Consider the following 12,758-nt stretch of genomic DNA (forward strand, 5'->3'; position numbering starts at 1 on the left):
GGAACTGATATGACTACGTTTTTATTTGCTTTAATCCAGGCGCTGGCACTGTTTTTTGCTGCACCGCTGCTGGCCGGGATTACCCGCGCAACGCGTGCCCGCCTGCATAATCGCCGTGGTCCCGGCGTGCTGCAGGAATACCGGGATCTGTTCAAACTGCTGGGCCGCCAGAGCGTGGCACCTGCCGCCTCAGGCTGGGTTTTCCGTCTGATGCCGTTTGTGATGGTGGGCGTGATGCTTACCATCGCCACCGCGCTGCCGGTCGTGGCGATTGCTTCCCCGCTGCCGTCATTAGGAGACCTGATCACCTTAATTTACCTGTTCGCCATCGCCCGCTTCTTCTTCGCCATTGCCGGGCTGGACACCGGCAGCCCGTTCACCGGGATTGGCGCGAGCCGCGAAGCGATGCTGGGTGTGTTGGTCGAGCCTATCCTGCTGCTTGGCCTGTGGGTGGCCGCGCAGGTGGCCGGCAGCACGCACATCAGCAATATCGCCGGGGCGATTCACGCCTGGCCGACGACGCAAAGCCTGACGCTGGTCCTGGCCTTCGCTGCCTGCGCCTTCGCCACCTTCATTGAAATGGGCAAGCTGCCGTTTGACCTCGCCGAAGCCGAGCAAGAGCTGCAGGAAGGGCCGTTGTCCGAATACAGCGGCGCGGGTTTTGCGGTGCTGAAGTGGGGCATTGCTCTTAAGCAACTGGTTGTGCTGCAAATGTTTGTCGGCGTGTTCCTGCCGTGGGGACAGATGAGCGCCTTTAGCTGGGGTGGGCTGGTCCTTGCCCTGGCGCTGGCCGTTGTGAAGCTGGTGGCGGGCGTGCTGATTATCGCGCTGTTCGAAAACAGCATGGCGCGCCTGCGGATGCTGGAAACCTCGCGGATTACCTGGGCCGGTTTTGGCTTTGCCTTTTTAGCCTTCGTCTCCTTGCTGGCGGCGTGATTTAAGAGAACCTATCAATGTCTGAAGAAAAAATTGGTCAACACTATCTCGCCGCGCTGCATAAGCAATTCCCGAATGCCGTGCTCGACGAAGCCTGGCAAACGAAAGATCAAATCACCGTCACCGTGAAGCTCAACATGCTGCCGGAGGTGGTGGAATGGCTTTACTACCAGCAGGGCGGCTGGCTTTCGGTGCTGTTTGGCAACGATGAACGCCAGCTGTGCGGCAGCTATGCGGTGTATTACGTGCTGTCGATGGAAAGCGGCGTGAAGTGCTGGATCACCGTGCGCGTGGAAGTGGACGCCGACAAACCAGAGTTCCCATCCGTCACGCCTCGCGTTCCTGCCGCCGTTTGGGGCGAGCGCGAAGTCCGCGATATGTACGGCCTGCAGCCGGTTGGCCTGCCCGATGAGCGTCGTCTGGTGCTGCCGGACGACTGGCCTGACGATCTTTATCCGCTGCGTAAAGACAGCATGGATTACCGCCAGCGCCCGGCACCGACCACCGACAAAGAGACCTACGAGTTTATTAACGAACTGGGCACGAAAAAGAACAACGTGGTGCCGATTGGCCCGCTGCACGTCACTTCTGATGAACCCGGCCATTTCCGCCTGTTCGTCGATGGCGAAAACATTATCGACGCCGACTACCGCCTGTTCTACGTCCATCGCGGCATGGAAAAGCTGGCGGAAACCCGCATGGGCTACAACGAAGTCACCTTCCTGTCCGATCGCGTGTGCGGTATCTGCGGCTTTGCCCACAGTACCGCCTATACCACCTCGGTGGAAAACGCGATGGGGATTGTGGTGCCGGAGCGCGCGCAAATGATCCGCGCCATCCTGCTTGAAGTTGAGCGCCTGCACAGCCATCTGCTGAACCTCGGCCTGGCCTGCCACTTTGTCGGCTTCGATTCCGGTTTTATGCAGTTCTTCCGCGTGCGTGAAATGTCGATGAAGATGGCGGAAATCCTCACCGGGGCGCGGAAAACCTACGGCCTGAATCTGATCGGCGGCATCCGCCGCGACCTGCTGAAAGACGACATGATCCAGACCCGCCAGCTCGCCCAGCAGATGCGCCGGGAAGTGCAAGATCTGGTGGATATCCTGCTGAGCACGCCGAACATTGAGCAGCGCACCGTCGGCATTGGCCGACTCGATCCGCAAATCGCCCGCGACTTCAGCAACGTCGGTCCAATGGTTCGCGCCAGCGGCCACGCCCGCGACACCCGTGCCGATCACTCGTTTGTGGGTTACGGCCTGCTGCCGATGGAAGTGCATAGCCTTGACGGCTGCGACGTGCTTTCCCGCCTGAAAGTACGCATCAACGAAGTCTTCACCGCGCTGAACATGATTGATTTCGGGCTGGATAACCTGCCGGGCGGCCCGCTCGCCGTGGAAGGCTTTACCTACATTCCAAACCGCTTTGCCCTGGGCTTCTCGGAAGCGCCGCGCGGGGACGATATCCACTGGAGCATGACCGGCGACAACCAGAAGCTGTACCGCTGGCGCTGCCGCGCGGCGACGTATGCCAACTGGCCAACGCTGCGCTACATGCTGCGCGGCAATACGGTATCGGACGCGCCGCTGATTATCGGCAGTCTTGACCCTTGCTATTCCTGCACCGACCGCATGACGGTGGTGGACGTGCGCAAGAAGAAAAGCCAGGTGGTGCCGTACAAAGAGCTGGAGCGCTACAGCATTGAGCGCACCAATTCGCCGCTGAAATGATTTTGATGCCTGGTGTTTGAGGGAAACCCCCTCACCCTAACCCTCTCCCCAAAGAGGAGAGGGAACTGCATCGAGCCAGATTTCTCCCTCTCCCTTTCAGGGAGAGGGCCGGGGTGAGGGTCAATCATTCAGGCCAGGCAAACAAGGAAAACGCATGTTTAATTTCATCAAAAAAGCCATCAAGGGCGGCGTGGCAACCGAGTCTTATCCGCTCCAGCCGATTGCCGTCGATCCGAATTTTCGCGGCAAACCGGAGCACAATTCGCAGCAATGCATCGGCTGTGCGGCCTGCGTGAACGCCTGCCCGTCCAATGCCCTGAGCGTTGAGACCGATCTTGCCGCCGGTCAGTTGCAGTGGAGCTTTAACCTCGGACGCTGCATCTTCTGCGGGCGCTGTGAAGAGGTTTGCCCGACGGCCGCCATCAAACTCTCACAGCAGTACGAGCTGGCTGTGTGGAATAAAGCCGACTTCCTGCAGCAGGCCAGCTTCCCGCTGTGCAACTGTCGCGAATGTGGCCGCCCGTTTGCCGTGCAAAAAGAGATCGACTACGCCATTGCGCTGCTTGAGCACAACGGTGATTTCCGCGCGGAAAGTCGCCGTGGGGCATTTGAAACCTGCCCGGACTGCAAACGCCAGCAAAGCCTGGTGTCGTCCGACCGGATCGACTTTAGCCGTCAGATGAGAGAGGCCAGCTAATGAGTAACCTACTTGGGCCGCGCGACCACAATGGCATTCCGGTGCCGATGACGGTGGACGAGTCTATCGCCAGCATGAAGGCGTCGCTGCTGAAAAACATTAAACGATCCGCCTACGTTTATCGCGTGGACTGCGGCGGCTGTAACGGCTGCGAAATCGAGATTTTTGCTACGCTTTCGCCACTTTTCGACGCAGAACGCTTTGGAATCAAAGTGGTTCCTTCCCCGCGCCATGCCGATATTCTGCTGTTTACCGGGGCGGTAACCCGCGCGATGCGTTCCCCGGCGCTGCGTGCCTGGGAGTCGGCGCCTGACCCTAAAATCTGTATCTCCTACGGCGCCTGCGGCAACAGCGGCGGGATTTTCCACGACCTTTATTGCGTCTGGGGTGGCACCGACAAAATCGTGCCGGTCGATGTTTATATTCCCGGCTGCCCGCCAACGCCTGCTGCCACGCTGTACGGTTTCGCGATGGCGCTTGGCCTGCTGGAGCAAAAAATCCATGCCCGCCCGGCAAGCGAACTGGACGTTGAGCCTGCAAAAATCCTCCATCCGGATATGGTCCAGCCGCTGCGTGTGCGCATTGACCGCGCTGCTCGCCGCCTGGCCGGTTACCGCTATGGCCGCCAGATTGCCGACAGCTACATGACTAACCTGACGACCGGGGGCGACGCCGTTCAGCAGTGGCTGAGCGCGGAAAACGACCCACGCCTGACGGAAATCGTCACTAACCTTGAGCAACTGGTTCATCAGGAGCGCGCGTAATGAGCGAGTCGGTGGTGTTCTGTCAGCTCAGCCGCAAGTTTGTCGACGAGAACGACAACACCCCGGCTGACGCTCAGCAGGTGGTCTACTACAGCCTGGCGATTGGCCACCATTTGGGGGTGATCGACTGCCTGAAAGAGAGCCTGGTTTGCCCACTGGAAGCCTATCAGGCGTGGATTGCCACGCTTGACGCTGACGGCGAGGCCTGGCGAAAAATGAACGGCGTGCCGCGCTACGGCGAAATCGTTATCGACCAGAATCACGTGGTGATGCTGGCCCGGGCTCTGGATGCCGTTAAGCCGACGCAGACCCCGGAACAGCAGGCCTGGAGCCAGGCACTGCTCGACATGCTGCAGGCCATTCAACAAGAACCCGCCATCTACCTGATGGTAAGGAGACGCTATGACTAAGGTACTGCTTTGCGTAGGTAACAGCATGATGGGTGACGACGGGGCTGGCCCGCTGCTGGCCGAGAAGTGCCTGGCTTCTCCGCAGGGAGACTGGGTGGTGATTGACGGCGGCAGCGCCCCGGAAAACGATGTGGTGGCCATCCGCGAACTGCATCCGGAACTGCTACTGATTGTGGATGCCACCGACATGATGCTCAACCCCGGCGAGATCCGCGTCATTGATCCGGACGACATCGCCGAGATGTTTATGATGACCACCCACAATATGCCGCTTAATTATCTGGTCGATCAGCTGAAAGAGGACGTGGGGGAAGTGGTGTTCCTCGGCATTCAGCCGGATATCGTCGGCTTTTACTACCCGATGACGGAGGCGATGAAAGCGGCGGTGGAGCAGGTTTATCAGCGGCTGGCGACGTGGACTGGCTTTGGCGGGTATGAGCCCCTCACGCTTTCAGAGAGCGAAACGTCTTTCTAGTCTTTCCCCTCACCCTAACCCTCTCCCCAAGGGGAGAGGGGATCAGAACGGCAGTACTACTTTTCCCCTGCTTACATGGGAGAAAGGGCACGATTCTTTTCCCTTATTTACATGGATGAAGGGCGCGACTCTTTTCCCCCTCTCCCTTCCAGGGAGAGGGCCGGGGTGAGGGTCATTAATGACCAGTGTTACCAAAATGACATCGTCAAAAGTGTCGAATATTCCTCTGACCTCTCATCAAACCCGCTAACCACGCGGCCTGTAAACCTGGCACGCTTTATGAATAACCCCACGCAATAACACACTTATTGCAGGAGTTTATGATGAACCGCTTCATCATTGCCGATTCGGGCAAATGCATCGGCTGCCGCACTTGTGAGGTGGCGTGCGTGGTCTCTCACCAGGAGAATCAGGACTGTTCGGCGCTGACCCCACAAACCTTCTTGCCGCGCATTCACGTCATCAAAGGCGTGAATGTCTCTACCGCCACCATGTGCCGCCAGTGCGAGGATGCACCCTGCGCCAACGTCTGCCCTAACGGCGCCATCAGCCGTGACAACGACTTTGTGCACGTGATGCAAGAGCGCTGCATCGGCTGCAAAACCTGCGTCGTCGCCTGCCCTTATGGCGCGATGGAGGTCGTCGTGCGGCCGGTTATTCGCAATAGCGGTGCCGGGCTGAACGTGATGGCGGAAAAAGCCGAGGCCAACAAATGCGACCTTTGCTACCACCGTGAGGCTGGCCCGGCCTGCCTGGAAGCCTGCCCGACTAACGCCATCCTGTGCGTGGACCGTAACCGGCTGGAACAAATGAGCGCGGAAAAACGTCGCCGTGCCGCGTTGGATGCCCCTGCGGCGCTGACTTTCTAATCCCTTTGCATTTCAACTTTTAACAGGTCTGTTACTGATGAAAAAAATTACCAGCGTCTGCCCTTACTGCGGGGCCGGCTGCAAACTGAAACTGGTCGTTGAGAACAACAAAATTATTCGCGCCGAAGCGGCCGGGGGCGTGACCAACCAGAACGAACTCTGCCTGAAAGGCTACTACGGCTGGGATTTTCTTAACGACACCAAACTGCTGACGCCTCGCCTGACGCAGCCGATGATCCGCTACGAAAAGGGCGGCAAGCTGCAGCCGGTAAGCTGGGAAGAGGCGATTAGCTATACCGCTGCGCGCCTGAAGGCGATCAAAGAGCAGTTCGGCCCCCGCGCCATTATGACCACCGGTTCTTCACGCGGAACGGGGAACGAAACCAACTTTGTGATGCAGAAATTTGCCCGCGCGGTGCTGAACACCAACAACGTCGACTGTTGCGCCCGCGTGTGCCACGGCCCTTCAGTTGCAGGGCTGCAAGCAACGCTGGGTAACGGGGCGATGAGCAACTCCATCGGCGATATCGAAAACTCCAAATGCCTTCTGGTGGTGGGCTATAACTGTGCCGATTCGCACCCTATCGTGGCTCGTCGGGTGATTAAAGCCAAAAGCAACGGCGCGAAAATCATTGTCTGCGACCCGCGCCGCATCGAAACCGCCCGCATAGCCGATCAGCATCTGCAAATCAAAAACGGCTGCAATATGGCGCTGGTGAACGCCTTTGGCTATGTCCTGCTGGAAGAGCAGCTGTACGACAAAGAGTACGTCGCCAAATATGCCGAAGGCCTGGAGGCCTACCGCGAAACCGTGAAGGACTACGCGCCGGAGGACGTCGAGCATTTAACCGGCGTCCCGGCTCTGCAGGTTCGCCAGGCGATGCGGACCTTCGCCGCAGCGCCTTCCGCCACCATCATGTGGGGCATGGGCGTGACCCAGTTCGGCCAGGCGGTGGACGTGGTAAAAGGGTTGTCCAGCCTGGCGTTACTCACCGGCAATCTGGGCCGTGAAAACGTCGGCGTTGGCCCGGTGCGTGGGCAGAACAATGTGCAAGGCGCCTGCGATATGGGCGTGTTGCCTAACCAGTTCCCTGGCTATCAGGATGTGGTGGATCCTGAAGTGCGCGCGAAGTTTGCCCAGGCCTGGGGCATCGACCCGGCGGTGATGGATGACAAAGTTGGCGTGCGTATTACCGAAGTACCGCACCTGGCGATAGAAGGCAAAGTCAAAGCCTACTACATCATGGGGGAAGATCCGCTCCAGACAGAAGCGGACCTGGGCCTGGTGCGCAAAGGATTTGAGGCGCTCGACTTTGTGGTGGTACAGGACATCTTCATGACCAAAACCGCCGAGGTTGCGGACGTGCTGCTGCCCGCCACGTCCTGGGGGGAGCACGGCGGCGTCTTTACCTGTGCCGACCGGGGCTTCCAGCGTTTCGAGAAAGCCATCGAGCCGAAGTACAACGTGAAGCGCGACTGGGAAATCATCAGCCTGCTTTCGACGGCGATGGGCTACCCGATGCACTACGAAAACAACCAGCAAATCTGGGATGAGCTGCGCGAGCTTTGCCCGCTGTTTTATGGCGTTACCTACGAAAAAATGGGCGATATGGGGCACGTGCAGTGGCCTTGCCCGACGCTGGACCACCCCGGTACGCCGTATCTCTACAAAGACAGCAAATTCGACACGCCGAGCGGAAAGGGCCAGCTGTTTGCCGCCGCCTGGCGTGCGCCCGCCGAAGTGCCTGACGATACCTACCCGCTGGTGCTTTGCACCGTCCGCGAAGTCGGGCACTACTCCTGCCGCTCGATGACCGGCAACTGCGCGGCGCTGCAAACCCTCGCCGATGAGCCCGGCTTTGTGCAAATCAACCCGCTGGATGCGGATACGTTAGGCATTAAGGACCGACAACTGGTCTGGGTAAGTTCGCGTCGCGGCAAGGTTATCAGCCGCGCGGACGTGAACGAGCGCATCAATAAAGGCTCCGTCTACATGACGTATCAATGGTGGATTGGCGCCTGTAACGAGCTGACGCAGGACAACCTCGACCCGATCTCCAAAACGCCGGAAACCAAATATTGCGCGGTGAACGTTAGCGCGATTGAGGATCAGGCGTGGGCGGAGAACTATGCGCAAACGACCTATAACAGCATGAAAGCGCGGCTGCGCGAGGCGGTGGAAGCGTGATTTTTACCCTCACCCCGGATGGAGGAAACGTGGAGTCTGAACGCGATTTTTCCCCTCGCCCCTTTGGGGAGAGGGTTAGGGTGAGGGGCACCGAACTCCGCATTCGCGGCAAAGTGCAGGGCGTTGGCTTCCGCCCCTTTGTCTGGCAAATCGCCCAGCGGCTGAAGCTGGTGGGCGATGTCTGCAATGATGGCGAAGGCGTTGTGGTACGTCTGGCGGCCAGCCCGGAAGCGTTTCTGAACGAGCTGTACCAACATTGCCCGCCGCTGGCGCGCATCGACAGTGTGGCGCAGCAGCCAATTTTCTGGGACGTTTTGCCCCAGGACTTTAGCATTCGTCACAGCGGCCATGGCGCGATGGACACCCAAATCGTGCCGGATGCCGCTACCTGCCCGGAATGTCTGCGGGAGCTTAACGATCCGACGGACCGCCGCTATCGCTACCCGTTTATCAACTGCACCCACTGTGGGCCGCGCTTCACCATCATCCGGGCGATGCCTTATGACCGCCCGTCTACGGTGATGGCGGCTTTTCCGCTCTGTGCCGCCTGTGAGGCCGAGTATTGCAGCCCGTTGGACAGGCGTTTTCACGCTCAGCCGGTAGCCTGCCCGGACTGCGGGCCGCAGATCTACTGGCAGCAGGGCGAGCAGCGACTGGATCGCGAACAGGCAATCGCCCGGGCCGTTGCCGCGCTGCAGGAAGGTAAAATCGTTGCGGTAAAAGGCCTCGGCGGTTTTCACCTTGCAGTGGATGCCCGTAACGATGCCGCCGTTGAACGCCTCCGGGCACGTAAGCAGCGGCCAGACAAACCGCTGGCGGTGATGATTACCACGACCGAAGGGATGCCTGATGAGGCCGTGGCGCGGCTTTCAACGCCTGCGGCGCCGGTGGTGCTGGTGGCCAGTGATTTTCTGCCTGAGCTGAGCGCAGCCGTGGCGCCGGGACGAAACGAAACCGGCGTAATGCTGCCCGCTAATCCGCTCCAGCACTTGCTGGTTCAGGACTTCGGTGGCCCGCTGGTGATGACCTCCGGGAACCTCAACGGCAGGCCGCCGGCCATCGACAATGCTCAGGCGCTTCAGGATTTGGAAGGCGTTGCCGACGGTTTTTTGCTGCATAACCGCGATATTCTTCAGCGCATGGACGACTCGGTTATGCGTGCCAGCGGTGAAATGCTGCGCCGTGCGCGAGGTTTCGTACCGGATGCGCTTCCTTTGCCTGCAGGCTTTCAAGATCTTCCGCCGATTCTGGCGCTGGGGGGAGATCTCAAGAACACCTTCTGTCTGGTTCGCGGCGGGCAGGCGGTGCTCAGTCAGCATTTTGGCGATCTGGCCCAGGAGGGCGTTGAGGCCCAATGGCAAAGTTCGCTGGCGCTGATGAGCGAAATCTATGGCTTTAAGGCAGAGCATGTCGCGCTCGACGCACATCCTTGCTACCGCAGCGCGCGGGTTGGGCGTGACATGGCGCTTCCGGTTACTGAAGTGCTGCATCACCACGCGCACGCGGCGGCCTGCCTGGCCGAGCACGGCTGGCCGCTGAACGGCGGCAATGTACTTACCCTTGCGCTGGACGGTATTGGCTATGGCGAGGCCGGCAAGCTCTGGGGAGGCGAATGTCTGCTGGTAAATTACCGGCGCTGCGTCTCTCTCGGCGGGCTGCCCGCCGTGGCGTTGCCGGGGGGAGACCTGGCCGCCGTGCAACCGTGGCGTAACCTGCTCGCCCAGTGCGAGGCCTTTGTGCCCGGCTGGCAGCGTTATCCCGAAACAGAAGGGGTGCGAGCGCAGGCGTGGCGACCTCTGGCGAAAGCGATGGCTCGCGGAGTTAATGCTCCACTGGCCTCCTCCTGCGGGCGACTGTTTGACGCGGTTGCCGCTGCGCTCAACTGTGCACCGTACCAACAGAGCTATGAGGGCGAAGCCGCCTGCCGCCTTGAAGCCCTGGCGCTGGACGCTGGCCCTTGCTCGCACCCTGTCACGCTGCCGTTGGTGAACGGTCATCTCGACCTGGCGGCCTTCTGGCGGCAGTGGCTGGGCTGGCAGGGTGAGGCTGGAGCGCGGGCCTGGGCATTTCACGATGCGCTGGCGAAAGGCCTGTCGGCGCTGGTTCGCTATCATGCCCTGCTCACCGGCGTGACCACCGTGGCCTGCTGCGGTGGCGTACTGCACAACCGCCTGCTGCGCGAGCGCCTGGCGTTCTACCTCTCCGATTTTACAACGCTCTTCCCAACGCGACTCCCGGCCGGCGACGGGGCGCTTTCCCTGGGGCAGGCGGTGGTTGCCGCTGCCCGCTATTTGAATCACCACAAGGATAAAAAAGATGTTAATGCGTGTCCTTCGTGACAACCCGCGCGCCGGCCTGCTGCTGGCGGTTTTAGTGGCGGCGAACGTTGCCGCCTGGGCCTGGGCGCTGGCGGCGTTTAACCACATCCCGGCGCTGATGGCAGCCAGCCTGCTGGCCTGGGGCTACGGCCTGCGCCACGCGGTGGATGCCGACCATATTGCCGCGATTGATAACGTTACGCGCAAAATGATGCAGCAGGGCAAACGCCCGTTTGGCGTCGGGGCCTGGTTTTCGCTGGGCCACTCAAGCATTGTAATCCTGGCTTCTGTCGCCATTGCGGTCGCGGCGGCGGCCTTCCAGCAAAAAATGAACTGGTTCCACGACGTTGGCGGCGCGATCGGCACCGCCGTATCGGCCTGTTTCCTGCTGGCGATGGCGCTGGTCAACCTGGTTATCCTGCGTGGCGTGTGGCGCAGCTTCCGCCAGCTTAAGCGCGGTGAAGCACTGGCCGCAGAGGCGACGGAAATAACCGGCGGCGGCATGATGAGCTGGCTGTTTAACTCTGTTTTCCGCCTGATCGGCAAAAGCTGGCATATGTACCTGGTCGGCTTCCTGTTTGGCCTGGGCTTTGACACCGCCACCGAGATTGGCGTACTGGGTATTTCTGCCGCCAGCGCCTCCAGCGGCATGTCCATCTGGTCGATTCTGGTCTTCCCAGCGCTGTTTGCCAGCGGTATGGCGCTGGTCGATACCCTCGACAATGTGATTATGGTGGGCGCTTACGGCTGGGCGTTTAACAAACCGCAGCGCAAGCTCTACTACAACATGACGATTACCGGCACTTCTGTGATAGTGGCGCTGTTTATCGGCGGGCTTGAAGCGCTGGGCCTGCTGGCTGATAAATTCCAGCTTGAGGGCGGGATCTGGCCGTGGGTTGGCGCGCTCAATGATAACCTCGGCAATGCCGGATTTGTTGTGGTCGGGCTGTTTATCGCCTGTTGGGGGATTTCGATGCTGAACTACCGCTGGAAAGGCTATGACGCTTTAGCGGTGAGATAAGAAAACGGGGCATTACGCCCCGTTTTACATTGTTGCTCGTTACTCGGCTTCCGCCCAGGCTCGCTCAATCTCTTCGGCCAGAATTTTTACCCCCGCCTCGATCTTCTCCGGCTCCGGGACATAGTTCATGCGCATGCACTGGTGCGTGTGCGGCCACGGCTTGTCCAGCCCCGGGAAGAAGTAATCGCCCGGCACCATCAGCACGCCGCGCTTTTTCAGGCGCTGGTAGAGCAGCTCGGTGGTGATCGGCAGGTCTTTAAACCACAGCCAGAGGAAGATAGCGCCTTCTGGCTTATGGATCAGGCAGCGTTCCGGCGACAGATAACGGCGGATCACGGCAATAGTTTCGTGCACGCGCTGGTAGTAGAACGGCTTGATAACCGTTTCGGACAGGCGCAGCAGATCGTTGCGCTTAATCATTTCGCAGGCCATGGCCGGGCCAATGCCGCCCGGTGCCAGGCTGATGATGCCGTTCATGTTGCTGATGGCGGAGATGATTTTCTCGTTAGCGATAATTATCCCGCAGCGGCTGCCCGGCAGGCCGAGCTTGGACAGACTCATGCAAAGGATGATGTTCGGGTTCCACAGCGGGCGGGCTTCGCTGAAGATGATGCCAGGGAACGGCACGCCGTAGGCGTTATCGATCACCAGCGGAATACCGTGCTGGTTCGCCAGCGCGTCCAGCTTCATCAGCTCTTCGTCGGTGATCACGTTGCCGGTGGGGTTAGTCGGGCGAGAGACGCAGATCATGCCGGTATCTTCGCCGATATGCAGATGTTCGAAGTCTACGTGGTACTTAAACTGGCCTTCCGGCAGCAGTTCGATGTTCGGACGGGTGGAGACAAAGAGCTCCTCTTCCAGCCCTGCATCCGCGTAGCCAATGTACTCCGGCGCCAGCGGGAAAAGCACCTTTTTGGTGCGGCCATCCGCATGACGTCCGGCGAAAAGGTTAAACAAGTAGAAAAACGCGCTCTGACTGCCGTTTGTTAGTGCAATATTCTGTGGTTCGATGTCCCAACCCAGTTCATCGCGCAGCATACCGGCAAGCAATTTTAGCAGTTCACTTTTCCCCTGCGGACCGTCGTAGTTGCATAGCGTGTCGGTCAGTTTACCGCTGGCCAGCATCTCGGAAAGCAGCTGCTGGAAGTAGTCGTTCATCGCCGGAATCTGCGCAGGGTTGCCGCCGCCAAGCATGATGGCGCCTGGCGTGCGCAGGCCGTCGTTGAGATCCTCCATCAGGCGGGTGATGCCTGCATGGCGGGTGAATTTATCGCCGAAAAGTGAAAACGTCATAACGTGGGTCTGCTGAATACTTTTGAAAAGAGGCTAACCATAGCGCTACAAATAACGCCG

The 12,758-nt window shown here is 59.7% G+C and carries 11 protein-coding genes; 10 read left to right on the top strand and 1 reads right to left on the bottom strand.

Annotation, left to right across the window (positions count from 1 at the left end):
* Positions 1 to 9: 9 nt before the first annotated feature.
* The 10 genes from F3J29_RS16305 to F3J29_RS16350 all read left to right on the top strand — a co-directional run bounded on the left by F3J29_RS16305 (position 10) and on the right by F3J29_RS16350 (position 11,405).
* Positions 10 to 936 (top strand): respiratory chain complex I subunit 1 family protein, encoded by a 927-nt coding sequence (locus F3J29_RS16305; protein ID WP_166867620.1) that lies wholly within the window; start codon positions 10 to 12, stop codon positions 934 to 936.
* A gap of 17 nt (positions 937 to 953) precedes the next feature.
* A complete protein-coding gene (locus F3J29_RS16310; protein WP_166867622.1) occupies positions 954 to 2,663 on the top strand; it encodes a hydrogenase large subunit in 1,710 nt (569 codons plus the stop codon).
* A gap of 154 nt (positions 2,664 to 2,817) precedes the next feature.
* Positions 2,818 to 3,360: a formate hydrogenlyase complex iron-sulfur subunit gene (locus tag F3J29_RS16315; protein ID WP_166867624.1), complete on the top strand. Its 543-nt coding sequence runs from the start codon at positions 2,818 to 2,820 to the stop codon at positions 3,358 to 3,360.
* Positions 3,360 to 4,124, top strand: a complete 765-nt coding sequence (locus F3J29_RS16320) for an NADH-quinone oxidoreductase subunit B family protein (RefSeq protein WP_166867626.1) — start codon at positions 3,360 to 3,362, stop codon at positions 4,122 to 4,124. The genes F3J29_RS16315 and F3J29_RS16320 overlap by 1 nt, the downstream gene beginning before the upstream one ends.
* Positions 4,124 to 4,534 carry a formate hydrogenlyase maturation HycH family protein gene (locus F3J29_RS16325; protein ID WP_166867627.1) on the top strand — a complete coding sequence of 137 codons (411 nt, stop codon included), beginning with the start codon at positions 4,124 to 4,126 and terminating at the stop codon, positions 4,532 to 4,534. The genes F3J29_RS16320 and F3J29_RS16325 overlap by 1 nt, the downstream gene beginning before the upstream one ends.
* Complete coding sequence (gene hycI, locus F3J29_RS16330) at positions 4,527 to 5,009, top strand: hydrogenase maturation peptidase HycI (protein WP_166867629.1); 483 nt, start codon at positions 4,527 to 4,529, stop codon at positions 5,007 to 5,009. The genes F3J29_RS16325 and hycI overlap by 8 nt, the downstream gene beginning before the upstream one ends.
* A 323-nt stretch (positions 5,010 to 5,332) precedes the next feature.
* Positions 5,333 to 5,878: an electron transport protein HydN gene (hydN, locus tag F3J29_RS16335; RefSeq protein ID WP_166868100.1), complete on the top strand. Its 546-nt coding sequence runs from the start codon at positions 5,333 to 5,335 to the stop codon at positions 5,876 to 5,878.
* Positions 5,879 to 5,915: 37 nt separating this feature from the next.
* The gene (gene fdhF, locus F3J29_RS16340) at positions 5,916 to 8,066 is read left to right on the top strand and encodes a formate dehydrogenase subunit alpha (RefSeq protein ID WP_166867631.1); all 2,151 of its coding nucleotides are present in this window, start codon (positions 5,916 to 5,918) and stop codon (positions 8,064 to 8,066) included.
* 80 nt (positions 8,067 to 8,146) lie between these two features.
* Positions 8,147 to 10,405 carry a carbamoyltransferase HypF gene (gene hypF / locus F3J29_RS16345; protein WP_166867632.1) on the top strand — a complete coding sequence of 753 codons (2,259 nt, stop codon included), beginning with the start codon at positions 8,147 to 8,149 and terminating at the stop codon, positions 10,403 to 10,405.
* Positions 10,383 to 11,405: a HoxN/HupN/NixA family nickel/cobalt transporter gene (locus F3J29_RS16350; protein WP_166867634.1), complete on the top strand. Its 1,023-nt coding sequence runs from the start codon at positions 10,383 to 10,385 to the stop codon at positions 11,403 to 11,405. The genes hypF and F3J29_RS16350 overlap by 23 nt, the downstream gene beginning before the upstream one ends.
* 39 nt (positions 11,406 to 11,444) lie before the next feature.
* On the opposite strand, the gene avtA is transcribed toward F3J29_RS16350, so the two are convergent.
* Positions 11,445 to 12,698, bottom strand: a complete 1,254-nt coding sequence (gene avtA / locus F3J29_RS16355; protein ID WP_039289038.1) for a valine--pyruvate transaminase — start codon at positions 12,696 to 12,698, stop codon at positions 11,445 to 11,447.
* Between the last annotated feature and the right edge of the window lie 60 nt (positions 12,699 to 12,758).

The sequence above is a fragment of the Enterobacter sp. Cy-643 genome (assembly GCF_011752815.1).
Lineage (GTDB): Bacteria > Pseudomonadota > Gammaproteobacteria > Enterobacterales > Enterobacteriaceae > Cedecea.

What these genes read in the sequence shown, in the direction of transcription:
- avtA (WP_039289038.1), bottom strand. Translation starts at nt 12,698, where the DNA reads ATGACGTTTTCACTTTTCGGCGATAAATTCACCCGCCATGCAGGCATC.
- hydN (WP_166868100.1), top strand. Translation starts at nt 5,333, where the DNA reads ATGAACCGCTTCATCATTGCCGATTCGGGCAAATGCATCGGCTGCCGC.
- F3J29_RS16315 (WP_166867624.1), top strand. Translation starts at nt 2,818, where the DNA reads ATGTTTAATTTCATCAAAAAAGCCATCAAGGGCGGCGTGGCAACCGAG.
- F3J29_RS16310 (WP_166867622.1), top strand. Translation starts at nt 954, where the DNA reads ATGTCTGAAGAAAAAATTGGTCAACACTATCTCGCCGCGCTGCATAAG.
- F3J29_RS16325 (WP_166867627.1), top strand. Translation starts at nt 4,124, where the DNA reads ATGAGCGAGTCGGTGGTGTTCTGTCAGCTCAGCCGCAAGTTTGTCGAC.
- F3J29_RS16320 (WP_166867626.1), top strand. Translation starts at nt 3,360, where the DNA reads ATGAGTAACCTACTTGGGCCGCGCGACCACAATGGCATTCCGGTGCCG.
- hycI (WP_166867629.1), top strand. Translation starts at nt 4,527, where the DNA reads ATGACTAAGGTACTGCTTTGCGTAGGTAACAGCATGATGGGTGACGAC.
- F3J29_RS16350 (WP_166867634.1), top strand. Translation starts at nt 10,383, where the DNA reads ATGTTAATGCGTGTCCTTCGTGACAACCCGCGCGCCGGCCTGCTGCTG.
- F3J29_RS16305 (WP_166867620.1), top strand. Translation starts at nt 10, where the DNA reads ATGACTACGTTTTTATTTGCTTTAATCCAGGCGCTGGCACTGTTTTTT.
- fdhF (WP_166867631.1), top strand. Translation starts at nt 5,916, where the DNA reads ATGAAAAAAATTACCAGCGTCTGCCCTTACTGCGGGGCCGGCTGCAAA.